14 protein-coding genes, 3 pseudogenes and 1 other annotated feature are annotated in these 16622 nt (G+C 63.0%); of the genes and pseudogenes, 9 read left to right on the top strand and 8 right to left on the bottom strand.

What is annotated here, in order from left to right:
- Window positions 1-24: 24 nt before the first annotated feature.
- The 4 genes from PBT88_RS07165 (at window position 25) to PBT88_RS07150 (ending at window position 3734) form a co-directional block, all read left to right on the top strand.
- Window positions 25-942 carry an alpha/beta fold hydrolase gene (locus PBT88_RS07165; protein WP_270078510.1) on the top strand — a complete coding sequence of 306 codons (918 nt, stop codon included), beginning with the start codon at window positions 25-27 and terminating at the stop codon, window positions 940-942.
- 20 nt (window positions 943-962) lie between these two features.
- Window positions 963-1262, top strand: a complete 300-nt coding sequence (locus tag PBT88_RS07160) for a hypothetical protein (RefSeq protein WP_270078509.1) — start codon at window positions 963-965, stop codon at window positions 1260-1262.
- 152 nt (window positions 1263-1414) lie between these two features.
- Entirely contained in the window at window positions 1415-2752 is a 1338-nt protein-coding gene (locus PBT88_RS07155) for a DUF4403 family protein (protein WP_270078508.1), read from the top strand.
- A gap of 631 nt (window positions 2753-3383) precedes the next feature.
- Window positions 3384-3734, top strand: coding sequence for a response regulator (locus PBT88_RS07150; RefSeq protein WP_270078507.1), 351 nt, complete (start codon window positions 3384-3386; stop codon window positions 3732-3734).
- Window positions 3735-3875: 141 nt separating this feature from the next.
- On the opposite strand, the pseudogene PBT88_RS07145 reads toward PBT88_RS07150, so the two are convergent.
- Window positions 3876-4973 (bottom strand): annotated as a pseudogene (locus PBT88_RS07145) (ATP-binding protein); the annotation flags it as partial.
- A 55-nt stretch (window positions 4974-5028) separates the two neighbouring features.
- Here PBT88_RS07145 and PBT88_RS07140 point away from each other — a divergent pair.
- A protein-coding gene (locus tag PBT88_RS07140; RefSeq protein WP_270077083.1) for an IS3 family transposase occupies window positions 5029-6257 on the top strand; the annotation gives its coding sequence in 2 pieces (ribosomal slippage) (window positions 5029-5317 and window positions 5317-6257; 1230 coding nt in all).
- Window positions 5310-5426: a sequence feature (AL1L pseudoknot), on the top strand. Its footprint overlaps the gene before it by 117 nt.
- Before the next feature lie 37 nt (window positions 6258-6294).
- Here the strand turns inward: PBT88_RS07140 and PBT88_RS07135 are convergent.
- The 6 genes and pseudogenes from PBT88_RS07135 to PBT88_RS07110 all read right to left on the bottom strand — a co-directional run.
- A pseudogene (locus tag PBT88_RS07135) lies at window positions 6295-7131 on the bottom strand (PAS domain-containing protein); the annotation flags it as partial.
- A 181-nt stretch (window positions 7132-7312) separates the two neighbouring features.
- Window positions 7313-8398 carry a sensor histidine kinase gene (locus PBT88_RS07130; protein ID WP_270078506.1) on the bottom strand — a complete coding sequence of 362 codons (1086 nt, stop codon included), beginning with the start codon at window positions 8396-8398 and terminating at the stop codon, window positions 7313-7315.
- 599 nt (window positions 8399-8997) lie between these two features.
- Window positions 8998-9900 (bottom strand): GNAT family N-acetyltransferase, encoded by a 903-nt coding sequence (locus PBT88_RS07125; protein WP_270078505.1) that lies wholly within the window; start codon window positions 9898-9900, stop codon window positions 8998-9000.
- A 14-nt stretch (window positions 9901-9914) separates the two neighbouring features.
- Window positions 9915-10181 carry a hypothetical protein gene (locus tag PBT88_RS07120; RefSeq protein ID WP_270078504.1) on the bottom strand — a complete coding sequence of 89 codons (267 nt, stop codon included), beginning with the start codon at window positions 10179-10181 and terminating at the stop codon, window positions 9915-9917.
- Window positions 10174-11082 carry a non-homologous end joining protein Ku gene (gene ku, locus PBT88_RS07115; RefSeq protein WP_270078503.1) on the bottom strand — a complete coding sequence of 303 codons (909 nt, stop codon included), beginning with the start codon at window positions 11080-11082 and terminating at the stop codon, window positions 10174-10176. The genes PBT88_RS07120 and ku overlap by 8 nt, the downstream gene beginning before the upstream one ends.
- Window position 11083: 1 nt before the next feature.
- Window positions 11084-11326: a KTSC domain-containing protein gene (locus tag PBT88_RS07110; RefSeq protein ID WP_270078502.1), complete on the bottom strand. Its 243-nt coding sequence runs from the start codon at window positions 11324-11326 to the stop codon at window positions 11084-11086.
- 104 nt (window positions 11327-11430) lie between these two features.
- Here PBT88_RS07110 and PBT88_RS07105 point away from each other — a divergent pair, with 104 nt between their 5' ends.
- The 4 genes and pseudogenes from PBT88_RS07105 to PBT88_RS07090 form a co-directional block, all read left to right on the top strand.
- On the top strand, window positions 11431-12444 hold the full coding sequence (locus PBT88_RS07105; protein WP_270078501.1) for an ATP-dependent DNA ligase: 1014 nt from the start codon (window positions 11431-11433) through the stop codon (window positions 12442-12444).
- A gap of 33 nt (window positions 12445-12477) precedes the next feature.
- Entirely contained in the window at window positions 12478-14994 is a 2517-nt protein-coding gene (gene ligD / locus PBT88_RS07100) for a DNA ligase D (protein WP_270078500.1), read from the top strand.
- A complete protein-coding gene (locus PBT88_RS07095; RefSeq protein WP_270078499.1) occupies window positions 14933-15700 on the top strand; it encodes a DUF72 domain-containing protein in 768 nt (255 codons plus the stop codon). The genes ligD and PBT88_RS07095 overlap by 62 nt, the downstream gene beginning before the upstream one ends.
- Before the next feature lie 67 nt (window positions 15701-15767).
- A pseudogene (locus PBT88_RS07090) lies at window positions 15768-16229 on the top strand (exodeoxyribonuclease III); the annotation flags it as partial.
- On the opposite strand, the gene trxC reads toward PBT88_RS07090, so the two are convergent.
- Window positions 16124-16621 carry a thioredoxin TrxC gene (gene trxC, locus PBT88_RS07085; protein ID WP_270078498.1) on the bottom strand — a complete coding sequence of 166 codons (498 nt, stop codon included), beginning with the start codon at window positions 16619-16621 and terminating at the stop codon, window positions 16124-16126. The pseudogene PBT88_RS07090 and the gene trxC overlap by 106 nt on opposite strands.
- Between the last annotated feature and the right edge of the window lies 1 nt (window position 16622).

Here is a 16622-nt window from a genome sequence, read left to right as displayed (position 1 = left end):
CGATCCGGCGCAATATTGGCCGGCATGGCACTGGCAGCCGGTGCGCTGATGTTGGGGCCTACGGTGTTTGCCCTGCGTGCCCGCTCGCATGTTCCGCAGGACGGAGAACTGGTCGAGATCGAAGGACGACGTCTGCATGTCCGCGATTGGGGCCAAGGCCCACCCATCGTCATGATTCACGGCCTGGGCGGACAGATGCGCAACTTCAGCTACGCGCTCACCGACCGGTTGCAGGACCGTCATCGGATCATCCTGATCGACCGACCTGGCGCGGGCTATTCCCAAGCCGCTCGCGACGGGTCCGAACTGCGCGTCCAGGCCCGCATTATCGCGCAAGCAATCCGCACGCTGGGTATCGTAAGGCCGCTTATCGTGGGTCATTCGTTGGGCGGCGCGGTCGCTCTTGCGATCGCGCTCGATAATCCCGGTATCGCAGGCGGTCTGGCACTGATCGCGCCGCTCACGCAGACGCCCGATGTACCAGCATGGCTGGCATCGCCGCCACTGCGCTCGCGCTGGGCGCATCGCCTTCTTGCTCGCGCAACGCCGCCGCTCCTGCTCGCGCTCCAGGGTGCCGGCTTCGCCCAGCGAGCCTTCGCACCAGAAGTGATGCCGGGCAATTTCACCATCGAGGGCGGAGGGGAACTCACCCTTGCGCCCGATACTCTGGCAGCCGCGCTGGGGGATGCCGCAGGATTGACAGACGAGCTGCCGTCACTGGTTACCCGTTATGGCAATCTGAACGTGCCGGTCGATATCTTGTTCGGCGACAGGGATGCCATTCTCGATCCTGCGCTTCACGGTCGATGCACGGCCGAGCAAATGCCGGGCGCGCGACTCTTGATCGTTTCCGGGGGGCATATGTTGCCGGTCACACAACCAGATCTGGTCGCCGCATGGCTAAGCGAGGCTCAGGCACGGATCATTCCTCACCACGCTTGATTCAGATGGAGCCATCGACAATGAAATTCGAAATTCCGCACGAACTTGGGCAGGACGGGGCCAGGCGCCGAGTCGAGGCTGGCCTGCCCAAGCTTGAAAAGCATCTGCCCAGCGGAGGAACGATGACCAGCCGCTGGTCGTCGGAGTACCAGCTCGAGCTGGAGATCAGCGCGATGGCCCAGACCATCCCGGTTTCATTGGGTGTCGGCGAAGCCGTCATAGCCGGGGAAGTGGTCGTCCCGACGATGCTGCGAATGATGTCGAAGCCAATCGGTGATTTCGTCAGGACGAGCGCCGAGAAAATGCTCACGGCCCGATAGTGGCAAAGCCTTCTCTTTCCAGCTTTTCTGCACGGGCAGTGATCTGCGGGCTGCTTCCCGCCTTTATCATGACCGGATGTCATCGGTCAGGACAGAAGGTGCAGCCCCCGCCGCGAAGCCATGATAGCCTCGCACCGTCTCCGCAGACGTCGATGATCTCGGTCCCCGTCGAGGCCCGACTAGACGATCTGGCGCGGGGCCTCGACGCCGCGCTTCCGCGCACATTGTGGACGATAGACAAAAAACTGGATCGGTGCATTCCACCCCAAAAAGTCCACATTCTAGGCGCGCGGATCAAGGTGCTGGGTGCCATTCCCTGCTCGGTTTCTGGACAAGCGGACAGGGGCGCCATCACATTGCGGGGCAACGGCCAGGATCTGATCGCCACCATCCCGATCACGGCGCGCATTACCGCCCGGGATGCTAAGGCGCGTCTGAAGGGCGAAACGGCGACCGGGTCGGCCGATGCCGAAGCCCGTATCAAGATCACGATCGCACCTGACTGGACGCCGGGTGGGACCGTGAAGATTCACTATGACTGGACCACGCCTCCGGGCATCGATCTCCTTGGCCAGCGGATCACCTTCACGGAAAAAGCCGATGAAAAGCTGAAGCCTGTCATCCATGATCTCGAGCGGAAGCTCCCGACCGAGCTTGCGAAGCTGCAACTGCGCGATAAAGCAGCCCGTTCGTGGCGATCGGGCTTCACCTCGGTTCTTCTGAACAGGGACAATCCTCCTGTCTGGATGCGCCTCACCCCAAAACAGATTTATTACAGTGGCTATCGCATCGCCAACGGACGGATCCGGCTCGACGCGGGCATCCGAACATTGACCGAGACCTTCGTCGGACAACGCTCTGCCGATCCGGTTCCGATGCCTCTACCGAACATCTCACAGGGCAGGACGAACGGACGCTTTAATCTTTTCGTGCCCGTCACCGCAGACTATTCCCAGCTCGAGCCAGTCATCTTGCGCGCGTTGGTGAAGCGATCGCAGCGTCCCTTGGACCTGCCAGGGATCGGCCCGGTCATCGCACGCTTCGACCACGTCACGGCCTATGGCACGACCGGCCGGAAGATGGCTGTCGGTATCGATCTTGCGGCATGGCCCGCCGGCTCGCCCGAAAAGGTTTCGCACGGCCGGCTGTGGCTGGTCGCAATACCCGTCAACCAACCGGGCTCGGCGGTGATCAGCTTCAGCGATCTTTCGGTCCATGGATCGACCGATAGCGTACGCAGCGACCTTCTCGTCGCATTGGGCAACAGTCCCGGCATCTCGGATTTGCTTGCATCGGCGATCGGACAGAACCTCACGTCGGATTTGCAGAAGCTCCTCGTCAAGATCAGGCGCGCGATCGCGGACAAACGGGTGGGTGACTTCACCGTCCATGCCCGCATCGACCGCGTCCAGGCAGGAGTGATCGAAACTTTGGGCGATGGCGTTCATCTCCCGGTCCGTGCGGGGGGAGATGCGGAAGTTTCCTACTAACTTAGGAAATTAGATGACAAAAGCCGTCCCTCATCGCCCATTTTTTCTGGATCGCCTGATCTGTACCACGCCTATCAGCCTACGCTGACTCCAGTTTTGTTGCTCTGTCGCCAGCGGCGATGCTTGCCACGATGTCATCGAGACGTGCGTGACCAGACTATGCTTCTGCGGCGAATAACATTCTGCGGCCGTCAAACGCGACAGACCCGAACGGCTGCTGTTGCCGCCACCGGACATTCGGGCGAGCTAAGACGAATGTCTTCATGGAGTCGACTGCGACAGCGAGCGCGGCCGAACCGGACGGTCCGCTAAGGACCTTTGCATCGCCGATACCTGTCTGGAAGGACCCCACCACAGTTTCGCGTTGCGCGGTGATGATCGATGCAGGTGGCAACGACCGCTTCCAGCAGAAGCAGCCGTTGCCACGGATCACCGTGAATGGCGGCTCTGTCCCAGGCCAAGCCTTGTCGTTACGCCCCACTCACACAGCCGCGTTTGCCGAGGCGAACTTGTTACCAGCGTGACGCGTGCGCCGGAATATCGCGTCATGGCAGGCAATCGCTCTTTTTACCCGGGACCCGTTCGCCGTTGAAATTGTTGAATTACATTAGGCAAACCGGAGGCGTCAAGCATGTGCCATGTTCTTATCATCGAAGACGAGCCTGTGGTCGCCATGGATCTCCAGATGCTCCTCGAAGCGGAGGGCGCGACATCGATCGACATTGCCGCGAGCGAAGCCGAGGCGATCGCGGCGGCACGGATGCACAGGCCGGGGTTCATAACTTCGGACGTGAAGCTCCTGCAGGGAACCGGTCCGCACGCGGTGCGACGGATCCGTGACGAGCATGGCGATATTCCGGTTATCTTCATCACGGGCACGCCGGACGAATGCGAGCCGTGCGATCCGCCGGATGTCATCCTGCAAAAGCCGTTCCGGTCCGATACGCTCGCCAGCGTCTTCCGGCAGCTGGCACCGCTCTGACTCAAAGCTCGTTTGACGACTCTGCCATGGCCAACCGGCTTTTAACGGTCGGACCCGATGGCATTAATCAAGGGCTGCTTATCATCGCCGCGGCGGTTTTCTCTCTCAGCCGCCCAACAGCTGGCACCAGAGACCGCCACGCTAGCTTTCGATGATTTCGCGAATGCGGTCGGCCAGAACCTCCATCTGGAACGGCTTCGTCAAAACGAACATGCCGTTATCGAGCCTGCCGCGGCCGATGACGGCATTCTCCGCATAGCCCGTGATAAACAGAACCTTGAGATCCGGCCGGCTCACCCGCGCGGCGTCGGCGAACTGCCTGCCGTTCAATCCTGCCGGCAGGCCGACGTCGGTGATCAGCAGGTCGATTCGCGCGTTCGAATCGAGCACTCGCAATCCTGCGGGACCATCGGGTGCCTCGATGACGGCATAGCCCGATTCCGCCAGCACCTCGGCGACCAGCATCCGGATCGTAGGTTCGTCGTCGATGACGAGGACGACCTCGCCGTCACCGGTGGGCGCTGCCTGCGTCGGCAGCAAAGCTTCGTCGTCGGGAACGGCGTCCTCGGTATGCCGGGGCAGGTAGAGGCACATCGTCGTCCCCTGCCCCACCTCCGAATAGATCCGCACCTGTCCGCCCGACTGACGGGCGAACCCATAGATCATCGAGAGCCCGAGGCCGGTGCCCTCGCCCAGCGGCTTGATCGTAAAGAAGGGGTCGAAAACCTTGGCGATGATATCGGGTGACATCCCGGTGCCCGTATCGGTCACGCAAACCGACACATATTGCCCGACGGGCAGATCCTGCTTGCGCGCGGCCCGTTCGTCGAACCACTTGTTCGCCGTCTCGATCGTCAGCTTGCCGCCATCCGGCATCGCGTCACGCGCGTTGATGCACAGGTTCAGCACAGCGCTTTCGAGCTGGTTCGGGTCGATCAAGGTCGGCCATAAACCGCTTGCGCCGACCACCTCCACTTCGATGCCTGGCCCCATCGTGCGACGGACGACTTCCTCGAGACCGCTCAGGAGCCGGTTGACGTTGGTCGGTTTGGGATCGAGCGTCTGACGTCTGGAGAAGGCGAGAAGGCGACGCGTCAGCGCCGCGGCCCGCTTGACCGCGCCCTGTGCTGCCATGAAATACCGATCGAACTCGGCAGTGCGTCCCTGCGCCATCCGAACCTGCATCATCTCCAGGCTGCCACTGATGCCGGTCAGGAGGTTGTTGAAGTCGTGGGCCAGACTGAACCGCGCCGGGTTTGCCGGAGGCTCCAACTCCTGAGAAGGTGGAGCCTGTATGAGCAAGACGACGAACAAATTTGCGCCTGAGGTCCGCGAGCGGGCGGTGCGGATGGTTGTCGATCACGAGCGCGATTATCCCTCTCGCTGGGCGGCGGTGGTTTCGATCGCGGGAAAGATCGGCTGCGTTCCGCAGACGCTTCATGAGTGGGTGAAGAAGGCCGAGGTCGACAGCGGCAAGCGGGCGGGCGTCCCGACAGAGGTTGCCGACAAGGTGAAGGCGTTGGAGCGCGAGGTCCGCGAACTGCGACAGGCCAACGAGATCCTGCGCAAGGCGTCAGCGTATTTTGCTCAGGCGGAGCTCGACCGCCCGTTCCGGCGATGATCGCCTTCATTGACGATCACCGCGATGCCTATGGGGTCGAGCCGATCTGCCGCGTTCTGCCGATCGCCCCATCCACCTATCACGAGCGCGTCGCGCAGCGACAGGATCCAACACGCCTATCGGCGCGGGCGCAGCGGGATGTCGCCCTGAAGCCGGAGATCGCGCGCGTGTTCGCCGAGAACTTCGCGGTCTACGGCGTGCGCAAGGTCTGGCGGCAGATGATGCGGGAAGGCTTTCCGGTCGCCCGCTGTACTGTCGCGCGGTTGATGCGAGAGATGGGCTTGGCAGGAGTGATCCGGGGCAAGCCGGTGCGCACGACCATCAGCGACAAAGCGGCGCCGTGCCCACTCGATCACGTCAACCGCCGGTTCTACGCGCCGGCGCCGAACATGCTGTGGGTGTCGGACTTCACCTATGTCGCGACCTGGGCGGGGTTCGTCTACGTCGCCTTCGTCATCGACACCTATGCCAGGCGGATCGTCGGCTGGCGGGCCAGCAGGACGGCGCATGCCAGCTTCGTTCTCGATGCCTTGGAGCAGGCGCTTCATGATCGCCGGCCGGCTCATCGGGGCGGCCTCATCCATCATAGCGACCGCGGGTCGCAATACGTGTCCATCAAGTACACCGAGCGCCTTGCCGAAGCCGGGATCGAGCCGTCGGTCGGCAGTGTCGGAGACAGCTACGACAACGCTTTGGCCGAGACGATCAACGGCCTCTACAAGGCCGAAGTGATCCATAGGCGTGGGCCGTGGCGCAGTTTCGAAGCCGTCGAATACGCCACGCTCGAATGGGTCGACTGGTTCAACCATCGTCGGCTGCTGGAGCCTATCGGCAACATCCCGCCTGCCGAAGCCGAAGATCAATATTATGCTGCCGCAGACACCATCGATATGGCAGCGTGACTCACAACCCAACGCCTCCGGTAAACCCGGGGCGGTTCAGACCGCCGGTCAGCTGGCCTACGGCTTCCATCTTCTGCGACTGGCGAAGCTGATCTTCGATCGCACGTTTCTCGGTGAGATCGCGCGTGACCTTGGCGTAGCCGAGCAACTGACCATTCTCATTGCGGATAGGGTCGATGATCACACTTGCCCAGAACCGCGAGCCATCCTTGCGCACCCGCCATCCTTCGGCTTCGAAGCGCCCTTCCCGCTCGGCCGTCTCCAGAGCGATACGCGGGATGCCGGCCTGCCGATCCTTCTCGGAATAGAAGCGCGAAAAGTGCTCGCCCAGAATCTCTTCAGTAGTGTAGCCCTTGAAACGCTCCGCTCCCGCGTTCCAGCTGCTTATCCGTCCATCCGGATCCAGCATGTAGATCGCATAGTCGGTGACGCTCTGAACGAGCAGACGGAAGCGCTCTTCGCTCCGGCGAAGCTCCTCTTCCGCCGCCCGGCGGTCCGTCAGATCGCGGGTGATTTTCGCAAAACCCAGCACTGCATCGTTAGGATCGCGAATGGGGTCGATAACCACGTTCGCCCAGAACTGACTGCCGTCCTTGCGCACGCGCCAGCCATCGGCTTCGTAACGCCCCTCGCGCCCGGCGGTTTCCAGTGCGATCCTGGGTATGTCATGCTCGCGCTCCTCGGGCGTGTAGAAACGGGAAAAATGCTCGCCGAATATTTCGCTTGGCTCATATCCCATGAAACGGCGAGCGCCCGGGTTCCAGCTCGTCACCCTGCCATACGGATCCAGCATATAGATGGCATAATCGGTAACACTTTGAACCAGCAGCTCAAATCGACTGCTGCGGCCCAGCGACTGCCCGGATTGTGTCATGTCCTGCCCTGTGCCACGCCGTGGCGGGCACAACGACATGCGAAGCAAACTGTTCCGCCCGCCCGGCACCGGCCCGGATACAGCCCGTGACGATAGCGCGGTGTACGTCCTCGGCCCCTGACCGAACCATGCGGAATAAATCGCAGTTCGAGCGTATCGACGAGCGATCGCTGCATCAGGATCATTCGGCCGAAGGGGGAGCCGCGTCGGCGCGCCTGAAGGTGATCGCCACGCGCATCCCCTCGCCAGGCTGCGATTCCACGTCGAGCTCAGCGCGGGCATTCTGGCGAAGCGACTGGACGATCATCGCGCCAAGCTTGCCGGGCTTCGGCCATTGCGCGCCCTCCGCCAGACCAACGCCATCATCGGCGACGACCACCCGGCAGCCCTTGTCGTCAACGAGACTGTGGAGCGTGACCGTACCACCGCGGCCCTCCGGAAAGGCGTGTTTGAGGGCATTGGTCAGGAGCTCGTTGACGACGAGCCCGGTTGGCATCGCGACATTGACCGAAACCGGCCAGGTGTCGACCTTAAGATCCAGACGGATCCCCTCGACACCATGCGCGCGCATCACCGCCGATGCGATCTGGCTAAGGTAGATGCCGAGGTCGATGCCGTCGACTGCATGCTCCACCAACATCGCGTCATAGAGCAGCGCAAGCGCCTGGACCCTGCCCGCGAGGCGATCAAACCGCCTGTCCTGCTCCCCGTCCTCAGGCAGGTTACGTGCCTCGAGCCGGATCAGCGCGGTGATCATCTGCAGGTTGTTCTTCACGCGGTGCTGCAGCTCGCGCAGCAGGAAATCCCGCTCTTCGACACGGCGTTCGAGCGCTTCGCGGTCGCCGCTGTGCTGCGAGGCGTCGGCCAGCGCAATCAGGCGGAAAACCGGCTCGCCCTGATCATCCTCGATGACATTCGACCAGACGTGCGCCTCGCAACCGCCTTCCGCCCGATCGAGTGCGAAGATGCCGACATATTCGTGATCGTCGACGATAGCGTCACTCAGCTGGCGGCCATCGTCGGCACCAACCGCCTCGCCGGACAGTTCGCGCCAGTGCTGTCCTTCCAGATCCGGTGCACTTCTGCCGGTCAGCCGTTCGCATTCGAGATTGACGTAGACGATGTGCTCGCGCGGTTTGAGCTCCGCGACCGCAATCGCGATCGGCACCTGATCAAGAAACTGCTTGAACCGGTCGCTCTCCAGCGCGTCGGCTAAATCGGGTGTGTCGAGCAAACGGTCGACGCGCGCTTCATCCTGATCCTTCATGCCTGCCGTCTATGCCCCCGCGAGCAAAATGGCGAGAGACCCGTTCCACTGATGCCCGTGATCAAGGTCGGAGCGCCGTCAAACCGCACTGTCGGGTATCAATCCTGCCGGTCAAGGGCCCTGCGAACTAGCGGCGCGAGATAGCTGCTTTGGGTCGACCAATAGTCAATGCCCGTCGGCAAGCTCCCGGATCTTATTTGCGAGCGGTAGGGACAGCTTCCGGCGGGCCATTAGCGTTTGTGGACGAACTCCGCGCGCAGGACGAGGCCTTTGATCCCCTCCGGCGGACAGCCCGCTCGGGATAGTTGCGAGAACCACGCCCGAAATGGGCCGGCTTCCATAAAAAAGGCCGCCCCGGTGGGCGGCCCTTCCATTGTCAGCCGCTTCGACAAGCGTCGCGGACGACCTATTTCTGGCTCGCATCGACGAACCAGTCGCCAGTGGCACCTCAGGCGCCGATCACTCCGATGGAGCTGTCGAAACCCGTGATGTGCCGGTCGAGCGGCATAAGACGATGAAACATTCGACCACTCCTTTAATGCTGTTGAACTCACAGGCAATATGGGCCTGCCCGCGCCGATGTGAAGACTTGGGCAGCATCAAATATCGATGGCGAAGCGGTAGCTGGCCTGCTTGAGGCCGAGCGCGCGATAAAAGCCATTAGCGTTGCGAACCTTGATATCGCTCATCGCTTCGACAACTTGAACCTTTCGCTTTCTGAATTCCGACATTGCCATTTCGTAAAGCGCGCGACCGATCCCGCGCCTGCGATTGCCCTCATCCACGGTGATCAGCGTGATGCGCGCCATTCCGTCGCCCCGAATGGTCGGGACGATGTGCCAAGCCAGGCATCCCACGACACCGCCGCGATCAGCGATCCATATCGGCTCCTTGCGCGCCGCCGCTGCCGTGATGGCACGTTCCATATCCGGCGCGCTGCCGTCGAAACCAGCGGGTTCGAGTAGATTTCGAAGAGCATCTGCATCGGCCGGCCGTGCGACCCTGATCACTAGCTCGGGCTCAGACTCGGCTTTGGGCTCGCGCTTCGGTTCGGCAGTGCGCTCGCGTGTGGGGTGCTTTTCAGAAAACGGCCGCTTGGTACGTGCCGGTGCGGCGGGCTCGACGTCTGCCGAAGCCGTTCGTTGCGGCGTCTCTTGCCCAGTCGATGCGCGCGACGACGTACGCCGACGGGGGCGAATAGCCGACGCTGCATCCTCGTCCTCCGGCGTGGCATCCCGTGATGGCCCCGGCTTCGAACGCGCTGGCGTGCTTTTGGCGGACGCCGCCCATGTCGACGCCTCGCCCTTGCGAAGAAACTCGGCGATCTGGTCGGCCGTAGCGGTCAGGCCGTCATCGCCAACCCCGAAGAGCGATTTCCCGGATGCATCGGCCAGGCCGAACAAACCAAAGTCGCCAACGCCCGGTTTGCGCCTGCGCGATTTGATGAGCTTCAGCCCGCGGTGACTGGCGGCTTCGCGCAGGTCTTCGTCGGTGAGCGCCATTCCTGCTCCGCCGTCTAGCTGATTTCGAGCGCCGTATAGACCGCCATCAGATGGCTCGCCGCCGAAGCCTTGGCGCGAGGTGAGCGGATCGTCGCCTCGTTCGTGTCCTGCAGCAAGGTGAGCATATCCAGGACCTCGGCCTTCGGCGTACCCTGCTCGCATAGATGGGTCGCCATGAGCGTCAGCAGATTGGCCCAGAGCGTAATCGCGCCCTCTCCGAATGCAATGGCATCTTCATCGGCTGGGGCCCCGTCCCCGAATAGCGCACCGCGGTCAGGCACGCTTGCGCGCCGGCGCCTTGGTTGCTGGCTTGGCGGCTTCCTTCCTGGCGGGAGCTGCCTTCTTTGCCGCAGGCTTCTTCGCGGGCGCCTTCTCGCCTCCGCCCGCTCCGCTCCCTCCGCCGGTTCCAAGCGACTTCTTGAGCGCCGCCATCAGGTCGACGACATTACTGCCGCGCGGATCGCTGCCCTTATCATCCTCGATGGTGATCGTCTTGCCCTTCTTCTTTCTCTCGATCAGATCCTTCAGCGCATCGACGTAGCGGTCGTGAAACTCGCTCGCGTCGAACTTGCCGGTCTTCTTGTCGATCAGCGTCTGGGCGAGATCGAGCAGATCCTCATCGGGCTTGGTGTCGCCAATGTCGCGGAAATAGCTCGCCGCCTTGTGGACCTCGTCGGCGTAGCGCAGCGTCTCCATGATCATGCCGCGACCGCAGCCCTTGATGCTGACGACATATTCTCGGCCTCTCATTGCCAGCTGGCCGAGCCCGATCTTGTGGCTGCGCTTCAAGGCCTCGCGCAGCACGACGAACGCCTCCTCGGCGAGATCGTCGGCCGGCACGACATAGTATGGCTTCTCGAAGTAGATCGGATCGATGTCGTGGCTGTCAACGAATTGGGTCAGCTCCAGCGTCTTCTTGCTCTCCAGCTTGACCCCCTCGATCTCCTTCTCGTCGAGGAGGACATATTCGCCCTTCTCATATTCGAAACCCTTGATGATCTTCTCGACGTCGACCGGACCGATGCCTGGGACCGTCTTCTCATATTTGATGCGCTGGCCGGTGGGCTCATAGATCTGGTGGAAGGCGACCGCAGCGCCGCTCTTCGTCGCCGAATAGATCTCGACCGGGATCGAGACGAGGGCGAGGCGGATTTGGCCTCGCCAATAGGGACGTGCCGCCATGTTATCGCTCCTCGTGAAGTGTGGCGTCACCGCGCCCTAATGCCCGACGGTCCACCCCGCCACGCAAGCGTGTAAAGGGGAAGTGATCCCGGATGCTTTCGGTAAAATAGTGCCCTTTGGACGACGCCTCGCGAAGTCCGGCCGCAATCTCCGCGGGCACGCCTGCGTAAGCGTAGACCAGCCCGCTCACGAACCGGACGATCAACCGCTGTTCGCCGTCGTCATAGTCGAAGGTCTGAATCACACTCGAAGGCATGAGGCGACAACGCGGGAGGGACCGAAACTCTCCGTCAGGATTTGATAACTCGCGACGGGTTTAGGAGAGATCGCAATGGCCTCCAGCGTATCATGACCGCGGCTCTGGCGCCGATGGAAGCCAAGCTCGTCGCCGAGCTGCCGGACGAACCCGGCTGGCAATTCGAACCCAAATGGGATGGCTTCCGCGCCCTGGTGTTTCGCGATGGCGGCGGGATCGAGATCCTGTCGAAATCCGGCAAGTCGCTCGCGCGCTACTTCCCCGAGATCGTCGCGCTGATCGCCGACATATCGGCACGGCAATTCGTGCTCGACGGTGAGCTCATCCTGCCGATCGGAGATGTCCTGTCCTTCGACGCGCTCCAGGCGCGGCTCCATCCCGCGGAAAGCCGGATCACGAAACTGTCGCGCGAAACGCCGGCGCAACTGATGTTGTTCGACTGCCTCGGTCTCGACGGCAGCGATCTCATGGCGAAGCCGCTCGCCGAGCGCCGCGTCGCGCTTGAGGCCTTCCATGCCAAACATCATGGTCCGTCGCTTCTGCTGTCGCCCTGCGGGGATATCGAGGCCGCGCGATCATGGCTGGCGCAAAGCGGTGGGGCGCTCGACGGTGTCGTCGCCAAGCGGATCGAGGACCCTTACCGTCCCGGCGAGCGCGCCATGCTGAAGGTGAAACAGCACCGAACGGCCGACTGCGTTGTCGGCGGCTTCCGCCGCACCAAGGATGGGAGCGGCGGCGTCGCCTCGTTGCTGCTCGGGCTCTATGACGAGACGGGCCGGTTGAACCATGTCGGCTTCACCTCGGCCATCGCCGCGTCCGAGCGTGATGCGCTGACGGCAAAGCTCGCGCCCTTGATCGAAGCACCCGGCTTCACCGGCAAGGCGCCGGGCGGCCCAAGTCGTTGGAACGACGGTCGGGAGAGCGAGTGGGAGCCGCTCCGTCCCGAACTCGTCGTGGAGGTGACCTACGACCAAGTCACCGGCGAGCGCTTCCACCATGGTACGGGTCTCCTGCGGTGGCGACCGGACAAGGCGCCCGCGCAATGCACGATGGACCAGCTCGTCTATGAACTGCGTCCCGCCGAACTCGCCACGCTCGATCGTTGATCACCAAAGCCACACAGTCACAAGGCACCCACCATGGCGCGTTCCCCGACCAAGACGACATCGGCAGCGGACAGTCTGGCGTCCTATCGGGCGAAGCGCGATTTCGCGAAGACGGCGGAGCCGTCCGGCGCGACCAAACCGACAACGGGCAACGGCTTCCTCGTCCAGAAGCACGAGGCGACGCGCCTCCATTATGATTTCCGCCTCGAGCTCGACGGCGTGCTGCTGAGCTGGGCGGTGACACGCGGTCCGAGCCTCGACCCCGACGACAAGCGTCTCGCCGTCAGGACCGAGGATCACCCGCTCGACTATGCGACGTTCGAGGGCACCATCCCCAAGGGCCAATATGGTGGCGGGACGGTGATGCTGTGGGACAACGGCACCTGGGAGTCGATCGCCAGCAAGGATCCGCGCAAGACGATCCCCGAGGGCCATCTCCACTTCATTCTCCACGGCCACCGGATGAAAGGCGAGTGGATCATGATCCGTCTAAAACCAAGAGGACGGGAGAAGGGCGAGAACTGGCTGCTGCGCAAGATCGCTGACGAATATGCCGGCGGTTCCGACGACTTGGTGACGACCCACCTGACCGGAATAGAAAGCGGCCTGACCATGGCCGAGATCGCGGCCGGTAAGACCGCACCCAAGAAACGCGCGTCGAAGGCGTCTACGCCCAAGCCGGCTGCGAAGGGCGCGACCAGTGCGACCCGGCCGCGCAAGGCGAAAACGGCAGGCACGCCCCCGCCCTTCCGTGCCGTCCAGCTCGCGACGCTCGTCGATCATGTCCCTGCCGGGAGCAGCTGGCTCCACGAGATGAAATATGATGGCTACCGCACTCTGATCTCGGTTGGAGGGGGAGATGGCCGTGCCTATACGCGCTCCGGACTCGACTGGACCGACAAGTTCGCCGCCATCGTCGCCGATGCGGCGACGCTGGACGTCTCATCGGCTCTGCTCGACGGCGAAGCGGTCGTCCTGGACGCCGAGGGCCGGACGAGCTTCCAGCAACTGCAAGGCGCGCTCAAGGACGATCCGGGTTCGATCCTCTATTACGCCTTCGATCTGCTGGAGCTTGACGGCGACGATCTGACGGGCTTGCCGCTGGTCCAGCGCAAGGAGAAGCTTGCCGCCCTGATCGGCGCTGGAACCGAGAAGATCCGCTATTCCGATCACATCGTCGGTCGCGGCGAGGAGTTGTTCGAGACCTTCTGCGAGGCGGGTCTCGAAGGCGTGATCTCAAAGCGGGCCGACGCCAAATATATCGGCTCGCGCTCCGGCAGCTGGGTCAAGACCAAGTGCATCAAGCGCCAGGAGTTCGTCATCGTCGGCTGGACGCCGTCGGACAAGCAGCGCGGGTTTCGCGCGCTGCTGCTCGGCGTCAACGAGGACGGAAAGCTTCGCTATGCCGGCAAGGTTGGAACCGGCTTCAATGCAGACCAGATCGAAAAGCTGATGGGTCTGATGACGCCGCTCGAGGTCGAGTCTCCGACGGTTGAGGCGCCGCGCGCGGCGGTGCGCGGCGCCCACTGGATCAAGCCGAAGCTCGTCGCCGAGATCGCGTTCATGGAGGTGACCGGCGACGGCGTCCTGCGCCATTCCAGCTATCTGGGATTGCGGCTCGACAAGAAGCCCGAGGCGGTCGTCTTCGAGAAGGAGGCACCAGTCGCGCAGGTCGCGACGCCGGCACCGGCGTTGGTTCGGGTGACGAACCGCGAGCGCGTGATCTTCCCGGAGGGCAAGATCACCAAGGGTGAACTCGCCGATTACTATCAGGCCGTGGCGGCGATCATGCTGCCTTGGGCCGGCAGCCGCCCGATCAGCCTCGTCCGATGCCCGCAGGGACGCGGCAAAAAATGCTTCTTTCAGAAGCATGACGCCGGCAGCTTCGGCGACCATGTCCACCATGTCGGCATCGCTGAGAAGGACGGCCATGACGAGCCTTATCTCTTCATCGACGATGCCGAGGGCCTGGTCACCTGCGTCCAGATGGGCACGATCGAGTTTCACGGGTGGGGCGCCCGGATCGAGGATGTCGAGAAGGCCGATCGGCTGGTGTTCGACCTCGATCCCGACGAGGGTCTCGATTTCAAAGATGTCGTGTCGGCTGCGTTCCACGTCCAGGAACTGCTCGGACAGATGGGTCTGGCGACCTTCCCGATGGTGACCGGCGGCAAGGGTATCCATGTCATCGCGCCGCTGACGCCCCAGGCCGAGTGGCCGGCGGTCAAGGACTTCGCGCACCGCTTCGCGCTGGTACTCGCACAGGCTGAGCCGAACCGGTTCACGGCGGCGCTCGCCAAGGCGAAGCGGACGGGTCGCATCTTCGTCGATTACCTGCGCAACCAGCGCGGCGCGACCGCGGTGATGCCGTATAGCGCGCGGGCCCGTGACTATGCCCCGGTCGCCGTGCCGATCACCTGGGAGGAGCTGCGAACGCTCGAAGGGGCCGCGCACTGGCATGTCGGCGATGCCGCCGAGCTGTTGAAGCGTGCTGCGTCGAAGGATCTGGTCGGATGGGGTCGCGCGGATCAGGTGCTCCCTGTCCTGTAGGATCGGAACAGCCGGCTGGAGCATCCCCGCTGCCGAGCAAGAGGCGTTTCCATTGGAAGGCTCCCATCTCGAACGCTATGCGACACGCTTCAACGCCGTCGAGGTCAACTCGTCCTTCTACCGGCCACATCGCCGCATGACCTACGAGCGGTGGGCAGCAAGCGTCGGCGACGACTTCCTCTTCTCGGTCAAGCTTCCCAAGACGATCTCGCACGCGCGTCGTGGCGAACATACGGAAGCCGATATCGAGCGCTTCGCCAACGAGATTGCGGGCCTCGGCGGGAAACTCGGGGTCGTTCTCGTGCAATTTCCACCCAGCCGCGTCTTCCAGCGGTGCGAGGTGGAAACCCTGTTTGCGTCGCTCAGCTCAAGCCTGCCATGTCCACTGGCATGCGAACCCCGCCATGCGAGCTGGTTCGCGCCGCCTGCCGAGACGCTACTTGCAGATCTTCATGTCGCGCGCGTCGCAGCCGATCCGCCGCCCGCGGATGGCGCGGAGGCTCCCGGCGGCTGGCCGGGCCTGCGTTACCATCGCCTCCACGGCGCGCCTCGGATCTATTATTCCCGCTACGAACCGCACGCGATCGACATCCTGCGTGACGACCTTGAAAACGGGGCGCACGCGGCGGACGTCTGGTGCATCTTCGACAACACTGCCATGGGTGCTGCTACCGCCAATGCCCTCGAGCTGATAACGCGGCTGTGATATCGCGAACGATCGCGTCGCGGCCGCCGTCGCGGAACGGCCAGCCTGTTTCGCGGATTGGATCGCGATGAAGATCGCCACCTATAACGTCAACGGCGTCAATGGCCGGCTTCCCGTGCTCCTGCGTTGGCTCGAGGAGGAGCAGCCAGACGTCATCGTCTTGCAGGAGTTGAAGGCGCCGCAGGAGAAGTTCCCGGAAAGGGCGATCCGCGACCTTGGCTATGACGTGATCTGGCATGGTCAGAAAAGCTGGAACGGCGTTGCGATGCTGAGCCGGGTCGGCGAGATCCACGAGACCAGACGCGGGCTTCCAGGCGATCCTGATCCATCGCAGAGCCGATACATCGAGGCCGCCGTGAATGGCACCCTGATCGCCGGTCTCTATCTGCCGAACGGCAACCCACGCCCGGGACCGAAGTTCGACTATAAATTGGCGTGGTTCGAACGATTGATCGAGCATGCGGCCGGGTTGCTGGCCAGCGGCGCTCCCGTCGTGCTGCTGGGCGACTTCAACGTGATCGCGCCTGATTGGCGCGCGATCTCGCGGCCTTTGCGGAACATGATCATCGTCGGGATTGACTGGACGCGGTAGCGTGCGGCTATTGCTTGCTCGGCTTCCGTGTCGAGCTTGCCCAGCCGGACCCAAGGCTCCAGTTGCCTGGCCGCCGCCGCGAAAGCTGGCGCCATCTGTCGGCATGGACCGCACCAGGGCGCCCAGAAGTCGACCAATAGCGGCAGGTCCGAGCGCGACGCGTGTGCGTCGAAGTTCGCACTGGTGATTGTGATCGGCGCCGCCGCGAACAGGGCATTCTTGCAGCGGCCGCAGGTGCCGCCCGAGCCCACCCTATTCTGTGGCACCCAGTTGGGCGCGGCACAATTGGGGCATGTGACGATCAGCGCATCTGCTGGGGCGGTGGCCATA

Origin of the sequence: Sphingomonas abietis, assembly GCF_027625475.1 — a bacterium.
Classification (GTDB): Bacteria; Pseudomonadota; Alphaproteobacteria; order Sphingomonadales; family Sphingomonadaceae; genus Solisphingomonas; species Solisphingomonas abietis.
The sequence above is the reverse complement of the archived record's forward strand: the minus strand, read 5'-3'. Positions and strand labels throughout refer to the sequence as shown.

Coding starts and splice junctions, on each gene's coding strand:
- PBT88_RS07160 (WP_270078509.1), top strand. CDS start 963: ATGAAATTCGAAATTCCGCACGAACTTGGGCAGGACGGGGCCAGGCGC.
- PBT88_RS07130 (WP_270078506.1), bottom strand. CDS start 8,398: ATGAAGGATCAGGATGAAGCGCGCGTCGACCGTTTGCTCGACACACCC.
- ligD (WP_270078500.1), top strand. CDS start 12,478: ATGGCGCGTTCCCCGACCAAGACGACATCGGCAGCGGACAGTCTGGCG.
- PBT88_RS07155 (WP_270078508.1), top strand. CDS start 1,415: ATGATCTCGGTCCCCGTCGAGGCCCGACTAGACGATCTGGCGCGGGGC.
- PBT88_RS07165 (WP_270078510.1), top strand. CDS start 25: ATGGCACTGGCAGCCGGTGCGCTGATGTTGGGGCCTACGGTGTTTGCC.
- PBT88_RS07105 (WP_270078501.1), top strand. CDS start 11,431: ATGACCGCGGCTCTGGCGCCGATGGAAGCCAAGCTCGTCGCCGAGCTG.
- ku (WP_270078503.1), bottom strand. CDS start 11,082: ATGGCGGCACGTCCCTATTGGCGAGGCCAAATCCGCCTCGCCCTCGTC.
- PBT88_RS07125 (WP_270078505.1), bottom strand. CDS start 9,900: ATGGCGCTCACCGACGAAGACCTGCGCGAAGCCGCCAGTCACCGCGGG.
- trxC (WP_270078498.1), bottom strand. CDS start 16,621: ATGGCCACCGCCCCAGCAGATGCGCTGATCGTCACATGCCCCAATTGT.
- PBT88_RS07150 (WP_270078507.1), top strand. CDS start 3,384: ATGTGCCATGTTCTTATCATCGAAGACGAGCCTGTGGTCGCCATGGAT.